The organism is Paraburkholderia metrosideri (assembly GCF_904848625.1).
Lineage (GTDB): Bacteria > Pseudomonadota > Gammaproteobacteria > Burkholderiales > Burkholderiaceae > Paraburkholderia > Paraburkholderia metrosideri.
Map to the genome: position 1 here is coordinate 376,074 of NZ_CAJHCP010000003.1, position 20,448 is coordinate 396,521.

Here is a 20,448-nt window from a genome sequence, read left to right on the forward strand (position 1 = left end):
CTTGTCCTCGGATAAAATCTGGGCTTAGGATGAAAGCCGCAATTATCCGCTATTTTTCCCGCGGCGGCTGCACCGGAGACGTGACGGGAAGCAACCCACGCGTCACTGAGAGCGCCCCCTCTCATCATCAATAATGATCTTCGAACGCTCCCTCCAGCGCGAACTCGCGTATACGGCTGGTGCCGTGTTCATGGTTCTCCTCACGCTCGTGCTGACGACGATGATGATCCGCATCGTCGGCTTCGCGGCCTCGGGCGAGATCGACCCGCGCGACGTGCTGGTCCTGATCGGCCTGACCGTGATCGGCTACCTGGCGATCATGCTCGTCGCGACCCTGTTCGTGTCGATCCTGTTCGTCCTCACGCGCTGGTACAAAGACTCCGAGATGGTCGTATGGCTATCGTCGGGCGTCAGTCTTACGCAATTCATCAAGCCGATCGGTATTTTTGCCACGCCGATCATCATCCTCATCTGTTTCTTCGTGTTCGTCGGCTGGCCGTGGTCGAATCAGCAGAGCAAGCTGATCCGCGCGCGCTTCCAGCAGCGCGACGAAGTCTCGCTGCTCGCGCCGGGCCAGTTCCGCGAATCGGCCACCAGCCACCGGGTGTTTTTCATCGAGAAGATGTCGCCCGATCAGGGGCAGGTCGAAAACGTGTTCGTGACCAGCACCGAGAACGGCAAGCTCAACGTGGTGGTATCGAAGTTCGGCCATACCGAAACGCGCAAGAACGGCGACCGCTTCGTCGTGCTGGAAAACGGCCGGCGCTATGACGGCGAGCCGGGCCATCCTGACTTCCGGATCATGGAGTTCGAACGCTACGGCGTGAAGATCCAGAGCCAGCCGGTGGTCAATACGCCCACCACCACGGGCACGCCCACACTTACGCTGCTGCGCAATCCGACCAAAGAGAACCTCGCCGAATTTGCGTGGCGCGCGGGTCTGCCGCTGATCGCCATCAATCTGATGCTGCTCGCCATTCCGCTCGCGCATCAGAACCCCCGCCGCAGCCGCACCATCAATCTGGTGATGGCCGTGCTGATCTATCTGACGTATTCGAATCTGTTGAACGTGGTGCAGTCGTGGATAGAGCAGGGCAAGATGTCGTTCGGCGTGGGGCTCGTGAGCCTGCACGTCATCGTCGCGGCGATCGTCGCATTCATTTTCTGGCTGCGCGTGCGCAACCGGCCGCTCTTCACGCGGGCCATGTTTAGTCGTTCGGGAGCCTGACCGATGCGCATCTATGAAAGGTATTTCGCGCGTCAGATCTACCTCACGTTCATCTTCATCCTGTTCGCTTTTTCGGGTTTGTTCTTCTTCTTCGACCTGATCAACGAACTGAATTCGGTCGGCCACGGCAACTACAAGTTCCAGTACGCGGTGCTGCGGGTCGCGTTGCAAACGCCGTCGCGCTTCTACGAAATCATTCCGGTCGCCGCGTTGATCAGCGCGATCTATGTGTTCGCGCAGATGGCGGCGAATTCCGAGTACACGATTTTCCGCGTGTCGGGTCTCGCGACGAATCAGGCGCTGCGTTCGCTGCTGAAGATCGGCATTCCGCTGGTGTTCCTCACGTATCTGATCGGCGAAGTGGTGGGTCCGTACACGGATCAGTTGTCGGAGCGCGTACGGCTCGAAGCGTTGGGCTCGTCGGTGTCGAGTAACTTCCAGTCGGGCGTGTGGGTGAAAGACACGCTGACCGCGCGCGCGGACGGCGAGCAGGTCACGCGCTTCGTGAACGTCGGCGAGTTGAAACCCGACGCGACGATCAGCAACGTGCGGATTTACGAGTTCGATTCGAAATTCCGTCTGTCGAATGTGCGGATCGCGAAGAGCGGGCGCTATCAGCCGCCGGGGCATTGGCAACTCACCGACGTGACCGATACGCAACTGATCGACGTGCCCCCTCCTCCGGGCACGCCGGCCGATGCGCTGAATCCGGTGTATCGCGCGCAACAGGTGACGTTGCCCGAATACTCGCTGCGCTCGGAACTGACGCCGCAGATTCTGTCGGTGCTGCTGGTGTCGCCGGACCGGATGTCGATGTTCAACCTGTTCCGCTATATCCAGCATTTGACCGAGAATCACCAGGACACGCAGCGCTATGAAATCGCGCTATGGCGCAAGCTGCTGTATCCGTTTGCGGTGTTCGTGATGCTGGTGCTGTCGCTGCCGTTTGCGTATCTGCATACGCGGGCTGGCGTGGTGGGCGTCAAGGTATTCGGCGGCATCATGCTGGGGATGAGCTTCCAGCTATTCAACACGCTGTTCTCGCATATCGGCACGTTGAATACATGGCCGGCGCCTTTGACTGCGGCTACGCCTGGGCTGGTCTATCTGGTGCTGGGGTTGGTCGGGTTGAAGTGGGTTGATCGCCATTAGGAGCTGATTCAATGGCTACGCACGGGCTTATTCTGTTTGGCCATGGCGCAAGGGACCCGCGCTGGCGCGAGCCGTTCGAGAGGCTCGCTGCGAAGCTACAGGCGTTGCGCTCATCGGACGATGCAGCGGGCCCGGTCGCGTTGGCTTTTCTGGAGTTGATGGAGCCGGACTTGCCCACGGCGGTCGGTCAACTCGTCGCTCAAGGCTGCGAGGCAATTACCGTCGTGCCCGTGTTCTTCGGGCAAGGTGGACATATCAGGAAGGATCTGCCCGAACTGATCGAGCGCTGCCGCGAGTCGCAGCCGGACGTGCAGATCGACTGCGCGGTGGCGGTCGGCGAAGACGAAGCGGTTCTCGATGCGGTCGCGCAGTATTGCCTGCGCCAGGCGAAATAACGCGGGCCAACCGCTGCTGGCGAAAAGCGCCCGCTACCCTCTGGACACTCGCGCCGCAACGGCCGACTTTCACCGCTCAAAGATATTCGACATTCCCGTCGACGCTGATCGCCTGGCCCGAGATGTTCTGCCCCGCCGGTGAAGCGAGGAACAACGCCATCGCCGCGACGTCGTGCACGGTCACCATCCGTCGCAGCGAGATTTTCTCCAGATACTCGCCCTTCATCTGATCAAAACCGATACCGAGTGACTCGGCGCGAGCGGAAATAACGCGGTCCATCCGTTCACCTTCCACGACGCCCGGCAAGATCGCATTCACGCGGACATTGTTCGGCCCCAGTTCGATCGCCAGCGATTTGACCATCCCGACAATCGCCCATTTGCTCGCCGCGTACGGCGTGCGGAACGCGTAGCCGAGGCGCCCTGCGACCGACGCCATCGCGATGATGCCCGGGTTGGCCGAGGTCTCCTTCAGCAGCGGCACGGCCTTGCGCAGGAAATAGAACTGGCTGTTCAGGTTCGTCGCAATGGTACGTTCCCACTGCGCCGGGTCGAGGTCCTCGACCGCGCCGGTCGGCCCGGCAATGCCCGCGTTGTTGATCAGCAGATCGAGGCCGCCGAGCTTCGCGCGTGCGTCGTCGATGATGCGATCCACCTGCGCGAGGTCCGACACGTCCGCGACGCCGACGTGCAGTTGCGGATGCGCGGTTTTCGCGCGGTCGATTGCCGCGGGATCGACGTCGCAGATATAGACGTTCGCGCCGACATCCAGAAACGCCTGCGCGATCGCCGCGCCGATGCCCGCCGCCGCGCCTGAAATCAGCACGCGCAGTCCGGGAGTGGGTCTGAGAAGGTCGATGGTTTTCATGCAGGTCCTCGAATGTTTAAAGTGTCATCCCGCCGGATGCTTCGATCACGGCGCCGTTGATATAGCTCGCTTCGTCGCTCGCGAGAAAGGCGTAGATATTGGCGATTTCCTCGGGCGTGCCGAGCCGGCGCAGCGGCACCTGCTCGCGCATTTTCGCGAGCACTTCCTGCGGCACGGTCGCGAGAATCGGCGTGTCGATGAAGCCTGGCGCAATCGCATTGACGCGAATCCCCTTCGGTCCCAGCTCGCGACTCCAGGTCTTGGTAAAGCCGATCACGCCGAACTTCGCCGCCGCGTAGTTGGTCTGTCCGTAGTTGCCGTAGAGGCCGACCACGGAGCTCGCATTCAGGATCACGCCCGAGCCTTGCGCGATCATCGTGTCGACGACCGCCTGCGCCGCGTGGAACACGCCGCGCAGGTTCACGTCGATCACGTCGTCGAATTGCTGGGGCGTCATTTTTTGCAGACGTGCGTCGCGCGTGATGCCGGCGTTGTTCACCAGCACGTCGATCTGCCGGAAGCGTTCGCGCACGTCGGCGATCATGTCGTCGACTGCCGCGCGATTCGTCACGTCGAGCGTGAAGCCGAGCGCTTCCGCACCTGCCGCGCGGCACGCGGCCACGACCTGGGACACCGCGTCGTGATTCACGTCGCACACCGCGACGCGCGCGCCTTCTTTCGCGAATTTGAGTGCGGTCGCAGCGCCGATGCCCTGCCCCGCACCCGTCACGATGGCGACCTTTCCATTCAATCTCATTGTTTGTTCCCGTAGTTGGAAGCGCCCGGATGGCGCTGCAATTATGGCTCGATGTTCAACAGCGGTTCGGCGACACTCGCCGCGCGCCCCTCTGACTGAATCGCCTTCGCGAGCAGAGGTACCAGGATCAGGCCGAGGATCGACGCGCCGACCACCACCGACAACCCGGACGCGCTATGACCCGACGCGCTTTCCGCGAGGCCGAACAGATACGGCCCGACGAATCCGCCGATCAGGCCGAGCGTATTGATGAACGCCAGTCCCGCTGCAGCCTGGATGCCGTGCAGCCGTTTCATCGCGATTGCCCAGTAGAGCGGCAGCACGCCGCCCGCGAAGAACGCGGTCGCGACGAACAGCAGCAGTTGCATCGACAGCACGCTCGTCGAGATGAACAGGATTGCGCTGACCACCAGCCCTGCGGTCAACACGCCGAGATACAGACAATCGTTCGTGACCCGGCGATGAATGCGCGGCAGCACCAGCACGCCGAGCAGAAAGCCGATCCCGACACTGCTCGACAGCACGCCGATCATCAGCGGCGACTGCACGTGCATCTGCTGGATCATCGCGGGGGTAAAGAAGACGAGCCCGACAAACGCGACCTGGTTCAGAAAGTAGATCAAGCCGATCAGCACGGTGGCCGGCCGCTTCAACGCGGCGACCCAGTCCTGCGAGAACATGCCGGGATGCACGGCATCCGGCACGGCGCGCGCTTCGAGCGCACGCGCTTCGTCAACGGACAGCCAGCGTGCGTCGGACGGCTTTTCCGGCAGTTTGAACCACAGAAACACGCCCACGAAGATGGTCGGCAAGCCTTCGAGCAGGAACAGCCACTGCCAGCCATGCAGGCCGCCGAAGCCATCCATCTGCATGAATGCACCGCCCAGCGGGTTGCCGATCACCAGTGCCAGTGCGGGCGCGGTGTAGATCCAGCCCACCGCCACCGAGCGATCCTGCGGCGCGAACCACATCGTCACCATGTACATCAGCGCCGGGAAAAGACCCGCTTCGGCGATGCCGAGCAGCACGCGGATCGTATAGAACGACCACTCGCCCTGCACGAACATCATCGACACGGATAGCGCGCCCCACGTGACCGCGATCCGCGCGATCCAGCGACGCGGCCCGACCCGGTGCGCGACCAGATTGCTCGGCACCTCGAGCAGCGCATAGCCGATGAAGAAGATGCCCGCGCCGAGACCATAGGCGGCCGCGCTGATGCCGAGATCGGCGGCGAGCCGCGCCTTCGCGAGCGACACGTTGGTGCGGTCGAGGTACGACATGAAATAGATCGCGCACATCAGCGGGATCAGTCTCAGCATCGCCTTATGAGTCGCGATGCGATGCAGCGCGTTGCCGGCGGGGCCGGCGCTCTGGGTTGTCATGATGTCTCCACCTAAGAAGGCGTGTTGTTGTTTTTATAGGTTGGGTTTTACCGGCTTGTCCGGGTCAGCGAGGTTCAGCCGGGGCCGGCGAGTTCAGCGGATTCGGCTCAGAAGCTGACCTTGTCCGCGCCTTTGAGGCCGAGCATCTGTCGCGCTTCGGCCGGTGTCGCGATCTCGAACGACAGCTCTTCGAGAATGCGGCGAATCTTGCGCACCTGCTGTGCGTTGCTTTCCGCCTTCACGCCTTTGGACAGATACACGCTGTCTTCGAGACCGACGCGCACGTTGCCGCCCATGATCGCGCCCATCGTCACGAACGCCATCTGATGACGGCCCGCGCCGAGAATCGAGAACTGGTAGTTTTCGCGGCCAAACAACCGGTCGGCGGTGGAACGCATCACCGTCATGTTCTCCGGGTCCGCGCCGAGTCCGCCGAGAATGCCGAACACCGATTGAATGAAGAACGGCGGCTTGATCAAGCCCTGGTCGACGAAATGCGCGAGGTTGTACAGGTGCCCGACGTCGTAGCATTCGAACTCGAAGCGCGTGCCGCTTTCGCCCAGTTCGAGCAGGATGCTTTTGATGTCCTTGAAGGTATTGCGGAAGATCGTGTCTTCCATCCCTTCGATGTAGTCCTTCTCCCAGTCATAGCGCCACGACGGCATGCGCGCGGCGATCGGGTGGATCGAGAAGTTCATCGAGCCCATGTTCAGCGAACACATTTCCGGCTTCGCGAGCCGCGGGTAGGCGAGCCGGTCGGCGAGCGTCATGCGCGTGCTGCCGCCGGTCGTGATGTTGATGACCGCATCAGTGGCCTCGACGATCGCGGGCACGAACTGGCGGAACACGTCGGGCGAAGGCGTCGGTTTGCCGTCAGCGGGATTGCGCGCGTGCAGGTGCAGGATCGCGGCGCCGGCTTCAGCCGCTTCGATCGACTGGGCGGCGATCTGCGCCGGCGTGAGCGGAAGGTATTCGGACATCGACGGCGTGTGCGTCGCGCCGGTCACTGCGCAGGAAATAATGACTTTGCGGTTCAGCAAGGGTGTCTCCTTATCGGCGGCGATCCATGAATGGACTGCCTGCGAATTTCTTATGGTGATACCGATGGTAGTGGGATACGATCCGCCTCGTAAGGTCATTTTCGGACATGCGGATGTTGTTCCGGGACAATCTGAGGTGAAGCGATGCCGTCGAAGTTGCCGTTGCAGAACGAGCGTATTTACGCGCCGTACAAGATTGCCGCGCTGGTCGAAGTGCTCGGCGAACAAGGCATTGCGCCCGAAGATTGCCTGAAAGGCAGCGGTGTGGAGGCCGGGCGGATTTACGATGCGGCTGCGCTGACTTCGGTACGGCAATACATGGCCATCTGCCGCAACGCGATCCTGCTGTCGTGCAGTCCGGCCACGCCGTTCATCACTGGCTCGCGGCTGCATCTGTCCGCGTACGGGATGTACGGCTATGCGCTGATGTCGTGCCTGTCGCTGCGCGATTACTTCCGGCTGGGCGTCAAGTATCACCAGCTCGCAACGCCCACGCTGACGATCGAATGGACCGAATATCCGGACGAAGGCATCTGGACCTTTCCGGACGCGTTCATCTCCAGTCCGTCGACCGAGTTGCGCCAGTTCCTGCTCGAACAGCAGTTCATGCAACACGTCACGCATCTTCAGGACGTGGCGGGCAGAAGCTGTCCGCCAACCCAAGCGTGCTTTTCGTATCCGGCGCCCGCGCACGCGGACATCTATAGCGAGTACCTCGGTTGCCCGTGCTATTTCGATCAGCCGCAATGCGAGCTTCACTACGACAGCAGCATTCTCGAACAGAAGCCGCAACTCGCGCACCGGCTCACCGCTACGCTATTGCAGGAAACCTGCGACCGGTTGATCGGGCAGGCGAAGACTTCCGTCGGCGTATCGGGGGAGGTGTATCAGATGCTGATGCGCAAGCCCGGCGAATTTCCGGGCATGGAAGAAGCCGCACAAGCGTTGAAGATGACGAGCCGCACGTTGCGGCGGCGGCTGGAGAGCGAAGGCACGTCGTTCGTCGCGATCGTCGACGACGTGCGCTGCTCGCTTGCGGTTGAATATCTGAAAACCACGAAGATGAGCACCGACGACATCGCGATGCTGCTTGGTTTCAGCGACCCGGCGAATTTCCGGCGCGCATTGAAGCGCTGGACGGGGAAAGGGCCGGGGGAGTTGCGGGGGTGATTGTGGGGTTAATCGCGTGGCGCCGCGCGGGCGTGGTCGGCTCAGGCGGCGACCAGCATCCCATCGGCTGCGCGCACCACGTTGAGCCGCCGCTCGGCAAACGCGTCGCCGATCATCAGCAAGCTCGGCTGCGACGCATCGACCCAGCGCTGCGCCTCGCCCGCCGCGAGTTCTTCGAGTGTGAGCGTCAGCATGCGTTCGCGCTCGGTGCTGCAAGCCTCGACGATTGCCACAGGCGTGGAAACAGGCTTGCCGGCATCGATCAATTGCTGCGCAATCTCGACGCCGCTATCGCGGCCCATGTAAAACACGAGCGAGTCCGCGTTCACCTGTTCACGAATTTCATCGGACCCCGGCGCACGGCTGAACGTGGCCAGCGCGACACTGCGCGATACGCCGCGCAGCGTCAACGAGCGCTTTAAAGAAGCCGCGCTCGCCAGCGCAGCGGTGATTCCAGGCACCACCTCATAGTCGATGCCCGCAGCCTCAAGCGCCCGCATTTCTTCGTCGGCGCGGCCGAACAGCATCGGATCTCCGCCCTTCAGGCGCACGACCACGTCGTGCTCCAAAGCGGCGTCGACGATCTGCTTGTTGATGAACTGCTGCGCCGTCGACAATTGCCCGCAGCGCTTGCCCACCGCAATCCGCCGCGCATGTGCTGGCGCGTAATCGAGCATCGCCGGCTCGACCAGCGCGTCGTGCAATACCACGTCGGCGGTGCCGAGCAGCCGCGCGCCGCGTACCGTAATCAGGTCCGCCGCGCCCGGCCCCGCGCCGATCAGATAAACCTTACCCATTTGCATCAACCTGTTGGTTGGGGCGCGAAGCCACGCAGTTGTGCGTAGTCATGCGCCCTCGCCCGTTTACGCTTACGCCGAAAACGCCCGGATCATCCCGGCTGCGACAGTGTGGTGCGTCGCTTCGTCGATCAGCACGAATGCGCCCGTGCCCTGGTGCGAGTCGTACACGTCGCACACCAACGGCTTCTGCAACGTCAGCGCCACGCGGCCGATGTCGTTCATCGCGAGCTCCTTGCGATCGGTCGCTTGCGACAGCGTATGCACGTCGAGCACTTCCTTGATCGCACCGATGCGCGCGAACACCGTGCTGGTGGTCTGCTTCAACAGATACTTGCGTTGCGTCGACAGCGGCGTGTCGTCGAACCAGCACAGATCGGCTTCGAGCTTCTTCGCCGGTTCCGGTGCGGCTTCGCGCAGCACGAAGGTGTCGCCGCGCGACACGTCGACGTCTTCCGCGAGACGGATCGTCACGGTTTGACCTGCAAACGCGCGATCCACCGCCGCCGTACCGCCCACCACCGGCGCGATGATCTCGGCAACGGTTGCTTCGCGGTTAGCCGGCAGCACGACGATCGTATCGCCGAGTTTCACTTCGCCGGCTTCAATACGGCCCATGTAGCCGCGGAAATCGTCGGCCTGGCTGCCGTCCTGACGCGCGACCCATTGCACCGGGAAACGCAGCGCCTGGCCCGTCGGAATTTCCACCGGCAGCGCTTCGAGCAGGTCCAGCAGTGGCTCGCCCGCGTACCACGGCATGCTTTCGCTGGCGGTCACGATGTTGTCGCCCTTCAGCGCCGACACCGGCACGAAGCGCACGTCCTTCAGACCGAGTTGGCGCGCGAGTTCGACATACGCATCGCGAATCTCGTTGAAGCGTTGCTCGCTGTAGTCGACCAGATCCATCTTGTTGATCGCGACGATTGCATGCTGCAAACCGAGCAGCTTGACGATCGCGCTATGACGCTTGGTTTGCGGCAGCAGTTGCGCAACGCCGTCGACAAACGTCACACGCGTTGCGTCGACGAGAATGATCGCGGCGTGCGCGGTCGATGCGCCCGTTACCATGTTGCGCGTGTACTGCTCGTGACCCGGCGTATCGGCGATGATGAACTTGCGCTTGGCCGTAGCGAAATAGCGGTACGCAACGTCGATCGTGATGCCCTGCTCGCGTTCGGCTTCGAGGCCATCGGTCAGCAGCGACAGATCGATTTCGTCGCCAACGGTACGCTTATTCTTTGCGCGCGACAGTGCCGAGAGCTGGTCGCTCAACACGGCCTTGCTGTCGTACAGCAGGCGGCCGATCAACGTGCTCTTGCCATCGTCGACGCTGCCCGCAGTGATAAAACGCAGCACGCCGAGGTCTTCTGGTTGATGAATACTGCTCATGATGATCCTTAGAAATAGCCTTGCTTCTTACGCTGTTCCATCGCGGCTTCGGAGACCTGGTCGTCCATCCGCGTCGCGCCGCGTTCGGTGATCTCGGTCACGGCCGTTTCGGCGATGATCTTCTCGAGATTGTCCGCATCGCTTTCCACCGGGCACGTGCAGCTAATGTCGCCAACGGTACGGAAACGGACCAGCGCGTTCTCGCTGGCTTCACCTTCACGCATCGGCGTAAGCGGCGTGACCGGCACGAGCAGGCCATTACGGCGCACGATTTCGCGTTGATGCGCGTAGTAGATCGACGGCAGTTCGAGCTTTTCGCGAGCGATGTACTGCCACACGTCGAGTTCGGTCCAGTTCGAAATCGGGAACACGCGCAGGTGTTCGCCGTTATGCAGACGCGCGTTATACAGGCTCCACAGTTCCGGGCGCTGTGCCTTCGGATCCCATTGGCCGAACTCGTCGCGGAACGAGAAGATCCGTTCTTTCGCACGGGCCTTTTCTTCGTCGCGGCGCGCGCCGCCGATCAGCGCGGTATAGCCATGCTGCTCGATCGTTTCGAGCAACGTCACAGCTTGCGCAGCGTTACGCGAATCCGTTTCGCGACGCAGACGCACGGTGCCGCGCTTGATCGAATCTTCAACGTGACCCACCACCAGCTCAGCGCCGATTTCTTGCGCGCGACGATCGCGGAAGTCGATCACTTCAGCGTAGTTGTGGCCGGTGTCGATATGCACGAGCGGGAACGGCAGCACGGTCTTGCGATTTGCGCCGATGCCGAACGCCTTCAGCGCGAGGTGCAACACCACGACCGAATCCTTGCCGCCCGAGAACAGCAGCGCGGGCTTGCTGCATTCGGCGACCAGTTCGCGCAGGATATGAATCGACTCGGCTTCGAGCCAATCGAGGTGATCCATCCGGTTTGCCGTGTTGGCAAGCGGAGCGTTGACAGCGGAATCGAGCGTGGTGCTCATATCTGGGTCCTTCGTTGATTCCCCCCGCGAGCGGTTGCTCGCCTGGGCGGAAGTATTCAAATCGGTATCTGTACTTGCGTCTTTACTTGCGGCGTTCCGAGTAAAAGCCAAGGGCTTAATTACTGAAACTTTAAAGCCGAGACGTTTTCGCTGCGCTCAGTTGCAATCGGCGTGATGGTCGTGATGTGCAGTCCGCATTCCTTCGTATCGCGCGACTCCCACCACCAGCGCCCTGCCCGGCTATCTTCACCGGGACGAATTGCGCGGGTACACGGTTCGCAGCCAATGCTCGGATAACCGCGTGCGTGCAGCGGATTGACCGGCACGTCGAAAGCTTTAAGGTAGTCCCAAACTTCGGCTTCGGTCCAGTCCGTCAGCGGATTGAACTTGGCGATATTGCGCGCTGCGTCGTGTTCTTCCGCGTGCAGTTCGGCACGTGTCACCGACTGCTCGCGACGCTGACCGGTGACCCATGCGCTGACGTCCGACAACGCGCGGTTCAACGGCTCGACCTTGCGGATTTCGCAGCAGCGCTTGCGCAGATCGACGCTCTCATAAAACGCGTTCAGACCATGCGATGCGACGTATTCGTCGACGGCGGCAGCTTGCGGGTGAAACTGTTCGATCTCGTAGCCATAACGCTCTTTCACCCGATCGAGCATGCCCAGCGTCTCAGCATGCAAACGCCCCGTGTTCAGCGAGAAGATGCCGATCTTCACGCCACGCGACAGGATCGCGTGCGTGAGCAGCATGTCTTCCGCTGCGAGGCTGCTGGCGAGCTTCACGTTCGCGTGACGCGCGGCGATCGAGTCGAGCAGCGCATCGAGGCGCTCGACCTTCGCAGCGAGTTCCGGCGTGAGCGATTGAACTTCGCTCATGCTGAAACCTTGCCGAGTTCGCCCGCTTCACGGCGGCGGAACAGCGGCGACGGGTTATCCACCGCGCCTTGATAGTTGAAGCTGAATTCGTCGAACGCTTTCAGTGCGTCGTCGAAGTCTTTGTCCGCGCGCAGTGCATACGCGTCGAAGCCGCAACGGAACATGAACGTGATCTGATCGCGCAGCACGTCGCCGATCGCGCGCAGCTCGCCCTTGTAGCCATAGCGTTCGCGCAGCAGGCGGCCGATGCTGTAGCCACGGCCGTCGCGGAACACCGGGAAGTCCACGCCGATCAGCGCGATCTTGTCGAAGTCGGCGACGATATCCGCCGGTTCGCTGTCCGGCGCGAGCCACACGCCGATTTCAGCCGCGCCGCGCGATGCGGCGAGCGCTTCGCGCTCTGCCTGCCACAACGCGAGCGGCACCAGCACCTTGCCCGCGGGCAAATCGTTCACTGCCGGCAGCGAGCCGTCTTCTGCCGGGCGCACGACCGTCCAGTCGTCGTTGACGATCGCGCGATTCTTGATGATAGAAGCCATCTGTTCAGTATCCTTTTCGCGGTTACGCGTGAGCCGGTTGACGCGAGGCGTACACACGTTCCTTGAACGGGGCCATGCCGATGCGGTTGTACGTTTCGATGAAGCGCTCGCCTTCGTGGCGGTTTTCAACGAACGTATCGATCACCTTGCTCATCACGTCCGGCATTTCTTCCGCCGAGAACGACGGGCCGATCACGCGGCCGAGGTTTGCGCCATTCGCGCCCGAACCCTGCTCGCCGCCGAGCGTCACCTGGTACCACTCCGAGCCGTCCTTATCGACGCCCAGAATGCCGATGTTGCCGATGTGATGGTGACCGCACGCGTTGATGCAACCCGAGATGTTCAGCGACACGTCGCCCAGGTCGTACACGTAGTCGAGATCGTTGAAACGCTCCTGAATCGCGAGCGCGATCGGGATCGACTTCGCATTCGCGAGCGAGCAGAAATCGCCGCCCGGGCACGCGATGATGTCGGTCAGCAAGCCGATGTTCGGCGTCGCGAAACCTTGTGCCTTGGCCTTTTCCCACAGCGCGAACAGGTCGCGCTTCTTGACGTTCGCGAGAATCAGGTTCTGTTCGTGCGACACGCGGATTTCGCCGAGCGAGTACTCGTCGGCCCAATCGGCGACCGCTTCCATTTGCGTGTCGGTTGCATCGCCCGGGGCGATCGTAGTCGGCTTCAGCGACAGCGTCACCGACGAATAGCCCGACACCTTATGCGGACGCACATTACGCTCGACCCAACGGGCAAACGCACGGTTTTCCAGCAGATGCTTTTCGAACGAAGCGTCGGTGTCCGGCAGCTTTTCGTAGACAGGCGGTGCGAAATCCTTCACCACGCGATCCACTTCCGCTTGCGTCAGCGTTGCCGGGCCGTCCTTCAGGTGCTGCCATTCTTCTTCGACCTGCGCCGAGAATTTCTCCGGGCTCAGCGCCTTCACGAGAATCTTGATCCGCGCCTTATAGATGTTGTCGCGACGGCCATAGCGGTTGTACACGCGCAGCACGGCTTCGCAATACGTCAACAGGTGTTGCCACGGCAGATCTTTACGGATGATCGCGCCGATGATCGGCGTACGGCCCATGCCGCCGCCGGCCAGAATATCGGCGACCAGCTCGCCCTGCTCGTTCTTCTTCAGATACACGCCCATGTCGTGAATCTGCACGGCAGCGCGGTCTTCTTTCGAACCCGACACGGCAATCTTGAACTTACGCGGCAGCCACGCGAATTCCGGGTGGAACGTCGACCATTGGCGCAGAATTTCCGCCCACGGACGCGGATCGACCACTTCATCCGGTGCTACGCCAGCGAACTGGTCAGCGGTGATGTTGCGGATGCAATTGCCCGAGGTCTGAATGCCGTGCATCTGCACAGCGGCGAGCTTGCGCAGGATTTCCGGCGTTTCTTCGAGCTTGATCCAGTTGTACTGGATGTTCGAACGCGTCGAGAAGTGACCGTAACCGCGGTCGTGTTCGCGTGCGATCTGCGCGAGCACGCGCATCTGGTCGCTGCGCAGATTGCCGTAAGGAATCGCGATGCGGTGCATGTAAGCGTGGCGCTGGTAGTACAGGCCGTTCTGCAGACGCAGCGGACGAAACTCCTCTTCGCTCAATTCGCCCGACAAGCGGCGGCGAACCTGATCGGCGTATTGCGCGACCCGTTCATCGACGATGGTCTGGTCGTACTGATCGTATTGGTACATTCGGGGACCCCAATTTTTTGCGTAACACACGGCGGTCGCGTTCCGCCGCGCCTTGAATATCCCTATTAGTCACCTGCTGCAAACGAGGGTTTAGACCCATCTCTCATTTGCTTATGACAAATACAGATATCCATATTGAAAAAGATGGACAGATCGTAATAAACTCGCCTTATATTTCAAACGACTAAAAAATTCTTTTTATATGCGGAGAGGTTATATATGAACCTGCACCAATTCCGCTTCGTGCGCGAGGCTGTCCGGCAGAACTTCAATCTGACCGAAGCGGCCAAAGCGCTGTTTACAAGCCAGCCCGGCGTTTCCAAAGCGATCATCGAGCTGGAGGACGAGCTGGGCGTTGAAATCTTTACCCGGCATGGCAAGCGCGTGCGCTCGCTCACTGAGCCGGGACGCATCATATTGCAATCGGTCGAGAAAATCCTGCAGGAGGTCGAGAGCCTCAAGCGGGTCGGCAAGGACTACGCGGCGCAGGATCAGGGCAATCTGGTGATCGCCGCGACCCACACGCAGGCCCGCTACTCACTTCCGGCCGCCATCGCCGAATTCAAGAAGCGTTTTCCAAAGGTTCACCTTTCAATTCTGCAAGGCAGCCCGACTCAGGTCGCCGAGATGGTGCTGCACGACCAGGCCGATCTCGCCATCGCCACCGAAGCGATCGCTACCTATAAGGACCTCGTGTCGCTGCCCTGCTTCCAGTGGCACCACCTCGCCGTGATGCAGCCGGATCATCCGCTGCTCGACCGCAAACTTTTGTCGCTGGATGATCTGACCCAATATCCGCTGATTACGTACGACAACGCGTTCGCGGGCCGCACCAAGATCAACGAGGCGTTCCGCCTGCGCGGTTTGCATCCGGACATCGTGCTGGAGGCGATCGACGCCGACGTGATCAAGACCTATGTCGAATTGGGTCTGGGCGTCGGCATCATGGCGGATATCGCGTTCAACGCCGAGCGCGACCGTCATTTGCGGGCCATGCCGGTCGGGCATCTGTTCGGCAGCAACGTGACGCGGGTCGCGCTGAAACAGGGCGCGTACCTGCGCAGCTATGTGTATACGCTCGTCGAACTGCTGTCGCCGAGCATGAACCGCAAGCTGATCGAACAGGCGCTGAAGGGCGAACACGAAACCTACGAACTTTGACCGCAGTTTTGCAAGCCGCGTTGAATGACGCGCGCTTGCCGCACGGAGACCTTCTCGATGACGTCGCATAACAACAGACTTCGCGGCCTCGCCGCTCTCGGCGCGCTATTGCTCGCCACCGCAGCTCATGCCGACCTCAAGGTCGGCATCGATCTGTCGAGCACCGGCCCGGCGGCCGTGATCGGCATCACCAGCAAGAACGCGATGCTGATGTGGCCCGCGACGATCGCGGGCCAGAAGGCAGATTACATTTTCCTCGACGACGCGTCGGACCCCGGCATGGCCGTGCGCAACATCCGTAAGCTGATCAACGAGGATCACGTGGATGTGATCGTCGGCCCGAATATCACGCCAGCCGCCATGGCCGCGCTCGATCCGGTGGCCGAAAGCCAGACACCGATGATCACGCTGATCGGCTCGGCCAGCGTCGTGGAGCCGCAGGAAGGCAAGAAGGTGTGGGCCTACAAGATGGCGCAGACCGACAGCGCGATGGCCGACGTGATGACGCGCTACATGTCGAACCACAACGTGAAGACGGTGGGCTTCATCGGTTTCGCGGACGGCTACGGCGAAAGCTGGCTCAACGAGTTCAGCAAATTCGCAGCGCTGCGGCATATCCAGTTGGTCGCGACCGAGCGCTATAACCGCACGGATGCAAGCGTCACCGGGCAGGTTCTGAAGGTGATGGCCGCGAAGCCCGACGCGATTCTGATCGCCGGCGCAGGTACGCCCACGGTGCTGCCGCAACGCACGCTGATCGAGCGCGGCTATAAAGGGCCGATCTATCAGACCCACGGTATCGCGACGCCGGAGTTCATCAAGCTTGGCGGCAAGGACGTCGAAGGCACGCTGTTTCCGACGCAGCCAGTTGTCGTCGCGCGTACGTTGCCGGCGGATCATCCGGCGAAAAAAGCCGCGCTTGCGTTCACCAACGAGTATGAGGCGAAGTACGATGCGGGCAGCGTGACGCAATTCGCGGGCGACGCAGCGGGGGTTTATCCGCGTCTGCAGGATGCGGTCGCGCGTGCTTTGAAGAAGGCGCAACCGGGCACGCCCGCGTTTCGGGTCGCGTTGAGGGATGAACTGGAGCACGCGCATGAACTGGTCGTGCCGAACGGTGTGGTCAATACGAGCCAGAAGGATCACGTCGGGCTGGATCAGCGCGCCAGCGTGATGGGGATCATCAAGGACGGGAAGTTTGTCTACCTGAGCCAGTAAGCCCGGAGGCGGCGCCTCGATGACACCGGAGGCGCCGCTGCCATGAACCTGGGTTGCCGTTGTCACGCGCGGCGCCGGCGAAATTGTTAAAGTAGCAATCTTTACCTGACCGGCATTCCGACATCATGCGCACCACCCGAGCCATTCACGCCGTCGAACGTTTAAAGACGCGCAGCGCCAATCCGCAGTTCGCGGCAATCAGCCTGTCAGGCGGTCTTTTTTACCTGGTCGACAAGTCAAGCGGCACCGACAAGAAGGTCTCCGACCCGCTGACACTCGACGACTTCGTTAAATTCGTCGATGCGTTCGGGCCGCAGAAACCGCGCAAAGCCAGCAAGCTCGACATCGCATTCGAAGAACAGATCAGGAAGAGCAAGGGCGGTTGAGCCGCCCCCGACGCGCGTCACGCATGTCATGCACCTCATGCCAGTCACGCACTTCACGCACTTCACGCACGCCCTCCAGCCTTCGCAATTTCCCGCCATTGCCCATCGGCCGCGCTGCTGGCCAGCACGGCATCGATAAAGCGCAGACCGTCTACACCGTCGTCCACCGTGGTAAGCAAGCGGCTTTCGTCAGGTAACGCACGGCCTTCGTCCAGCGCTTCGATCTGCAACGCTGCATCTTTATAGAGCTGCGCGAACGCTTCCAGATATCCCTCGGGGTGCCCCGGCGGCACACGAGTCGCGTGCGCGGCAATCGAGCTTTTCACCCGCCCGCGCGTCAAGCGTTCTGCCGAACCGGCGAGCGGTGTGAACCATAATTCGTTCGGATTCTCCTGATCGAAAGCGATACCCGCCTTGGTTCCATATACCCTCAGACGCAACGCATTCTCCGCGCCACTCGCCACCTGGCTCGCCCACAACATGCCGCGCGCGCCGTTCGGATAGCGCAGCATTGCCTGCACGTGATCGTCGATGCGTCGTCCGGGCACGAACGTATGTAATTCCGCTGACAGCGTCTGCGGCTTCATCCCCGTGACGAAAGCGGCGAGATGATAAGCATGCGTGCCGATATCGCCGAGACAGCCAGCCGGCCCCGCTAACGACGGGTCCGTGCGCCACCCGGCCTGCTTGTTCGTGCCGCTCGCTTCCACCGGTTCCGCGAGCCAGTCCTGCGCGTATTCCACCTGGACCACGCGTATCTCGCCAAGCTCGCCCCGTTCGATCAACTCGCGCGCATGACGCACCATCGGATAGCCGGAATACGTATGCGTGAGCGCGAACAGTTTGTTCTTCTCGCGAGCGAGCCGGGCCAGCGCTTCGCCTTCCGCCAGCGAGATCGCCAGCGGCTTGTCGCACACCACGTGAATACCGGCTTCGAGAAACGCAGTCGCGACCGGCGCATGCAAATGATTGGGCGTGACGATCGCGACCGCCTCGATGCCGTCATCGCGGGCGGCTTCGGCGCGCGCCATCTCGCGCCAGTCGGTGTAGCTGCGCGCGATGCCGGCTTCATCGGCGCTCGCCTGCGCGCGTTGCGGATCGGACGACAACGCACCCGCGACCAGCTCGAAACGATCGTCGAGCCGCGCCGCGATCCGATGCACGGCGCCAATAAACGCGCCCTGGCCGCCGCCGACCATCCCCAGCCTGAGCTTTCTATCTGGCATTGCCGTCTCACTCCTTTTTAACCGCTGTGATCCAATCTCAAATGCCCAGCACGCGCTTCAACTGCGCGGCATCCACGCCGCTGCCCGCGAAATCGTCGAACGCATGCTCGGCCACGCGGATGATATGCCGACGGATGAACTCAGCGCCTTCCCGCGCGCCATCGTGGGGATGCTTCAGCGCGCATTCCCATTCGAGTACGGCCCAGCCGGGAAAATCGAATTGCGCCATCTTCGAGAAGATCGCGCCGAAATCGATCTGCCCGTCACCGAGCGATCTGAAGCGGCCCGCGCGTTCGACCCAGCCGCTATAGCCGCCATACACGCCCTGCTTGCCGCTCGGCCGGAACTCGGCATCTTTCACATGGAACGCCTTGATGCGCTCGTGATAAATGTCGATGAACGCGAGATAGTCGAGTTGCTGCAAGACGAAATGGCTCGGGTCGTAGAGGATGTTGGCGCGCGCGTGTTGTTTCACCGCGTCGAGAAAACGCTCGAACGTCACGCCGTCGTGCAGATCTTCGCCAGGGTGCAATTCGTAGCAGACGTCGACACCGGCCTCGTCGAACGCATCGAGAATCGGTGTCCAGCGGCGTGCGAGTTCTGCAAACGCGGCTTCCACCAAACCGGCCGGACGTTGCGGCCACGGGTAAAGATAAGGCCACGCCAGCGCGCCCGAAAACGTCACGTGCGTGTTCAGAGCCAGACGCTGCGAGGCCTTTGCCGCCAGCTTCAGTTGCCCGATGGCCCATTGCGTGCGCGCCGCGGAATCGCCACGCACGTGCGGCGCGGCAAAGCCGTCGAACAACGCGTCATACGCGGGATGCACCGCCACCAGTTGCCCCTGCAGATGGGTCGACAACTCGGTGATCGCGACACCCGCGCGATCGGCGGTCTCACGCAGCTCGTCGCAATAGGTCTGACTCGCGGCGGCCTGGTCGAGATCGATCAGGCGCGGGTCGCATGGCACCTGGATGCCCTTGAAGCCGAGACCGGCGGCCCAGCCCGCGAGATGCGCGAGGTTGTCGAACGGGACTTCGTCGCCCATGAACTGGGCCAGAAAAATCGCCGGTCCCTTGATGGTTTTCATCGTGCAGTTCCTCGAACGATGGCGCGCCCGCAGCATCTTTGCGACAGACACGCCGCGAGCGCACCCGGATACTCATGGTCGGAACATCAGAACGGCGAGTCCGGGAAATAGAACTGCTGCGCGTTTTCCTTCGTGATCAGCACCGACGGGATGATCGTCGTGGCAGGCAGTTTTTCGCCCTTCAGACGCGCTTCGGCGGTCAGCTTGATCGCGTCGTAGATGAATTTCGGCGAGTACGATACGTCGGCCTTGATCATCGGCGCACCATCCATCACGTCCTTCACCATTCCTTTCGATCCCGCGCCGCCAAACACGATCTTGATGTCGGTGCGCTTGGCCTGATCGATCGCCTTGATCACACCGACGGCCATGTCGTCATCCGCGGCCCAGACGGCGTCGATGTGTTTGAAGCGCGTCAGATAGTCCTGCATCGTCTTGAACGCGTCGTCGCGATTCCAGTTCGCGTACTTCGCGTCGAGAATCTTCATCTCCGGGTAGTTCTTGATCACACCGGTGAAGGCCGTCCAGCGCTCGTTATCCAGCGTCGTCGGAATGCCGCGCAGCGCGACGATGTTGCCCTTGCCGCCCAGTTCTTTCGCGAGGTACTCGGCGGGAATCTTGCCGAACGCGGTGTTGTCGCCGGCCACGTAGGCGTCCTGTGCGCTGGTGTCAGTCAGGCCGCGATCGACTACCGTCACATACACGCCCTTCTTCTTCACCTGCGCAACCGGCTGCGTGAGCGAAGCCGATTCGAACGGGAAAATCACCAGCGCGTTGATCTTGTTGACCGTCACCAGATCCTGCAACTGGTTCGCCTGTTCGGGCGCACCGGCGGCCGTTTTCACGATCACTTTCAGGTCCGGATGTTCTTTCTCCAGATCGGTCTTCGCCTTGTTCGCCCACCACACGATGCCGCCCGTGAAGCCGTGATCGGCAGTTGGTATCGCCACGCCCAGCGTGACCTTGTCATCGGCACGCGCGACGCCTGCCGTCCCCAGTATCCCCAACGCCAGCATGCCGGCGCCGACCGCTCGAATGACGTGCTTCATGGTGTGTCTCCAATTGTGAGGCGTTCGTGCGCCCCGATTTTCGGAACTGC

20 protein-coding genes are annotated in these 20,448 nt (G+C 61.7%); 7 read left to right on the top strand and 13 right to left on the bottom strand.

Annotation, left to right across the window (positions count from 1 at the left end; translation table 11 throughout):
• Positions 1-133 precede the first annotated feature (133 nt).
• From lptF to LMG28727_RS07475, 3 genes are read left to right on the top strand one after another with little or no spacing between them, the layout of a single operon-like run.
• A complete protein-coding gene (gene lptF / locus LMG28727_RS07465) occupies positions 134-1,228 on the top strand; it encodes an LPS export ABC transporter permease LptF (RefSeq protein ID WP_201641666.1) in 1,095 nt (364 codons plus the stop codon).
• Between the two features lie 3 nt (positions 1,229-1,231).
• On the top strand, positions 1,232-2,380 hold the full coding sequence (gene lptG, locus LMG28727_RS07470) for an LPS export ABC transporter permease LptG (protein ID WP_201641667.1): 1,149 nt from the start codon (positions 1,232-1,234) through the stop codon (positions 2,378-2,380).
• 11 nt (positions 2,381-2,391) lie between these two features.
• Positions 2,392-2,775 carry a sirohydrochlorin chelatase gene (locus tag LMG28727_RS07475; protein WP_201641668.1) on the top strand — a complete coding sequence of 128 codons (384 nt, stop codon included), beginning with the start codon at positions 2,392-2,394 and terminating at the stop codon, positions 2,773-2,775.
• Between the two features lie 76 nt (positions 2,776-2,851).
• Here LMG28727_RS07475 and LMG28727_RS07480 read toward each other — a convergent pair whose 3' ends face one another.
• The 4 genes from LMG28727_RS07480 to LMG28727_RS07495 all read right to left on the bottom strand — a co-directional run bounded on the left by LMG28727_RS07480 (position 2,852) and on the right by LMG28727_RS07495 (position 6,825).
• Positions 2,852-3,643 carry an SDR family oxidoreductase gene (locus LMG28727_RS07480; protein ID WP_201641669.1) on the bottom strand — a complete coding sequence of 264 codons (792 nt, stop codon included), beginning with the start codon at positions 3,641-3,643 and terminating at the stop codon, positions 2,852-2,854.
• Positions 3,644-3,659: 16 nt separating this feature from the next.
• On the bottom strand, positions 3,660-4,400 hold the full coding sequence (gene fabG, locus LMG28727_RS07485) for a 3-oxoacyl-ACP reductase FabG (protein WP_201641670.1): 741 nt from the start codon (positions 4,398-4,400) through the stop codon (positions 3,660-3,662).
• A gap of 41 nt (positions 4,401-4,441) precedes the next feature.
• A complete protein-coding gene (locus LMG28727_RS07490; protein ID WP_201641671.1) occupies positions 4,442-5,785 on the bottom strand; it encodes an MFS transporter in 1,344 nt (447 codons plus the stop codon).
• A gap of 107 nt (positions 5,786-5,892) precedes the next feature.
• A complete protein-coding gene (locus LMG28727_RS07495; protein ID WP_201641672.1) occupies positions 5,893-6,825 on the bottom strand; it encodes a BKACE family enzyme in 933 nt (310 codons plus the stop codon).
• 144 nt (positions 6,826-6,969) lie between these two features.
• Between LMG28727_RS07495 and LMG28727_RS07500 the strand changes: the two genes are divergently transcribed.
• Positions 6,970-7,995 carry an AraC family transcriptional regulator gene (locus LMG28727_RS07500; RefSeq protein ID WP_201641673.1) on the top strand — a complete coding sequence of 342 codons (1,026 nt, stop codon included), beginning with the start codon at positions 6,970-6,972 and terminating at the stop codon, positions 7,993-7,995.
• Positions 7,996-8,036: 41 nt separating this feature from the next.
• On the opposite strand, the gene cobA is transcribed toward LMG28727_RS07500, so the two are convergent.
• From cobA to LMG28727_RS07530, 6 genes are all read right to left on the bottom strand, one after another.
• On the bottom strand, positions 8,037-8,792 hold the full coding sequence (gene cobA / locus LMG28727_RS07505; protein ID WP_201641674.1) for a uroporphyrinogen-III C-methyltransferase: 756 nt from the start codon (positions 8,790-8,792) through the stop codon (positions 8,037-8,039).
• A gap of 72 nt (positions 8,793-8,864) precedes the next feature.
• Complete coding sequence (locus LMG28727_RS07510; protein ID WP_201641675.1) at positions 8,865-10,181, bottom strand: sulfate adenylyltransferase subunit 1; 1,317 nt, start codon at positions 10,179-10,181, stop codon at positions 8,865-8,867.
• An 8-nt stretch (positions 10,182-10,189) separates the two neighbouring features.
• Positions 10,190-11,152: a sulfate adenylyltransferase subunit CysD gene (gene cysD / locus LMG28727_RS07515; protein WP_201641676.1), complete on the bottom strand. Its 963-nt coding sequence runs from the start codon at positions 11,150-11,152 to the stop codon at positions 10,190-10,192.
• A 119-nt stretch (positions 11,153-11,271) separates the two neighbouring features.
• Complete coding sequence (locus LMG28727_RS07520) at positions 11,272-12,030, bottom strand: phosphoadenylyl-sulfate reductase (protein ID WP_201641677.1); 759 nt, start codon at positions 12,028-12,030, stop codon at positions 11,272-11,274.
• Complete coding sequence (locus LMG28727_RS07525) at positions 12,027-12,569, bottom strand: DUF934 domain-containing protein (protein ID WP_201641678.1); 543 nt, start codon at positions 12,567-12,569, stop codon at positions 12,027-12,029. The genes LMG28727_RS07520 and LMG28727_RS07525 overlap by 4 nt, the downstream gene beginning before the upstream one ends.
• Positions 12,570-12,591: 22 nt before the next feature.
• Complete coding sequence (locus LMG28727_RS07530; RefSeq protein WP_201641679.1) at positions 12,592-14,271, bottom strand: nitrite/sulfite reductase; 1,680 nt, start codon at positions 14,269-14,271, stop codon at positions 12,592-12,594.
• 219 nt (positions 14,272-14,490) lie between these two features.
• Here LMG28727_RS07530 and LMG28727_RS07535 point away from each other — a divergent pair, with 219 nt between their 5' ends.
• From LMG28727_RS07535 to LMG28727_RS07545, 3 genes are all read left to right on the top strand, one after another.
• Positions 14,491-15,432: a CysB family HTH-type transcriptional regulator gene (locus LMG28727_RS07535; protein ID WP_201641680.1), complete on the top strand. Its 942-nt coding sequence runs from the start codon at positions 14,491-14,493 to the stop codon at positions 15,430-15,432.
• Between the two features lie 57 nt (positions 15,433-15,489).
• On the top strand, positions 15,490-16,650 hold the full coding sequence (locus tag LMG28727_RS07540; protein ID WP_201641681.1) for an ABC transporter substrate-binding protein: 1,161 nt from the start codon (positions 15,490-15,492) through the stop codon (positions 16,648-16,650).
• A gap of 125 nt (positions 16,651-16,775) precedes the next feature.
• A complete protein-coding gene (locus LMG28727_RS07545; RefSeq protein WP_201641682.1) occupies positions 16,776-17,036 on the top strand; it encodes a hypothetical protein in 261 nt (86 codons plus the stop codon).
• 62 nt (positions 17,037-17,098) lie between these two features.
• Here LMG28727_RS07545 and LMG28727_RS07550 read toward each other — a convergent pair whose 3' ends face one another.
• From LMG28727_RS07550 to LMG28727_RS07560, 3 genes are all read right to left on the bottom strand, one after another.
• The gene (locus LMG28727_RS07550; protein ID WP_201641683.1) at positions 17,099-18,262 is read right to left on the bottom strand and encodes a Gfo/Idh/MocA family protein; all 1,164 of its coding nucleotides are present in this window, start codon (positions 18,260-18,262) and stop codon (positions 17,099-17,101) included.
• Positions 18,263-18,299: 37 nt separating this feature from the next.
• Entirely contained in the window at positions 18,300-19,349 is a 1,050-nt protein-coding gene (locus LMG28727_RS07555; RefSeq protein WP_201641684.1) for a sugar phosphate isomerase/epimerase family protein, read from the bottom strand.
• Between the two features lie 86 nt (positions 19,350-19,435).
• Positions 19,436-20,398 (bottom strand): substrate-binding domain-containing protein, encoded by a 963-nt coding sequence (locus LMG28727_RS07560; RefSeq protein ID WP_201641685.1) that lies wholly within the window; start codon positions 20,396-20,398, stop codon positions 19,436-19,438.
• Between the last annotated feature and the right edge of the window lie 50 nt (positions 20,399-20,448).

Excerpts from the sequence above, each read along its gene's own strand:
- LMG28727_RS07560 (WP_201641685.1), bottom strand. The coding sequence starts at position 20,398 with ATGAAGCACGTCATTCGAGCGGTCGGCGCCGGCATGCTGGCGTTGGGG.
- fabG (WP_201641670.1), bottom strand. The coding sequence starts at position 4,400 with ATGAGATTGAATGGAAAGGTCGCCATCGTGACGGGTGCGGGGCAGGGC.
- lptF (WP_201641666.1), top strand. The coding sequence starts at position 134 with ATGATCTTCGAACGCTCCCTCCAGCGCGAACTCGCGTATACGGCTGGT.
- LMG28727_RS07525 (WP_201641678.1), bottom strand. The coding sequence starts at position 12,569 with ATGGCTTCTATCATCAAGAATCGCGCGATCGTCAACGACGACTGGACG.
- LMG28727_RS07555 (WP_201641684.1), bottom strand. The coding sequence starts at position 19,349 with ATGAAAACCATCAAGGGACCGGCGATTTTTCTGGCCCAGTTCATGGGC.
- LMG28727_RS07535 (WP_201641680.1), top strand. The coding sequence starts at position 14,491 with ATGAACCTGCACCAATTCCGCTTCGTGCGCGAGGCTGTCCGGCAGAAC.
- cysD (WP_201641676.1), bottom strand. The coding sequence starts at position 11,152 with ATGAGCACCACGCTCGATTCCGCTGTCAACGCTCCGCTTGCCAACACG.
- LMG28727_RS07500 (WP_201641673.1), top strand. The coding sequence starts at position 6,970 with ATGCCGTCGAAGTTGCCGTTGCAGAACGAGCGTATTTACGCGCCGTAC.
- LMG28727_RS07530 (WP_201641679.1), bottom strand. The coding sequence starts at position 14,271 with ATGTACCAATACGATCAGTACGACCAGACCATCGTCGATGAACGGGTC.
- LMG28727_RS07475 (WP_201641668.1), top strand. The coding sequence starts at position 2,392 with ATGGCTACGCACGGGCTTATTCTGTTTGGCCATGGCGCAAGGGACCCG.
- LMG28727_RS07510 (WP_201641675.1), bottom strand. The coding sequence starts at position 10,181 with ATGAGCAGTATTCATCAACCAGAAGACCTCGGCGTGCTGCGTTTTATC.
- LMG28727_RS07490 (WP_201641671.1), bottom strand. The coding sequence starts at position 5,785 with ATGACAACCCAGAGCGCCGGCCCCGCCGGCAACGCGCTGCATCGCATC.
- cobA (WP_201641674.1), bottom strand. The coding sequence starts at position 8,792 with ATGGGTAAGGTTTATCTGATCGGCGCGGGGCCGGGCGCGGCGGACCTG.
- lptG (WP_201641667.1), top strand. The coding sequence starts at position 1,232 with ATGCGCATCTATGAAAGGTATTTCGCGCGTCAGATCTACCTCACGTTC.
- LMG28727_RS07545 (WP_201641682.1), top strand. The coding sequence starts at position 16,776 with ATGCGCACCACCCGAGCCATTCACGCCGTCGAACGTTTAAAGACGCGC.
- LMG28727_RS07540 (WP_201641681.1), top strand. The coding sequence starts at position 15,490 with ATGACGTCGCATAACAACAGACTTCGCGGCCTCGCCGCTCTCGGCGCG.
- LMG28727_RS07480 (WP_201641669.1), bottom strand. The coding sequence starts at position 3,643 with ATGAAAACCATCGACCTTCTCAGACCCACTCCCGGACTGCGCGTGCTG.
- LMG28727_RS07520 (WP_201641677.1), bottom strand. The coding sequence starts at position 12,030 with ATGAGCGAAGTTCAATCGCTCACGCCGGAACTCGCTGCGAAGGTCGAG.
- LMG28727_RS07550 (WP_201641683.1), bottom strand. The coding sequence starts at position 18,262 with ATGCCAGATAGAAAGCTCAGGCTGGGGATGGTCGGCGGCGGCCAGGGC.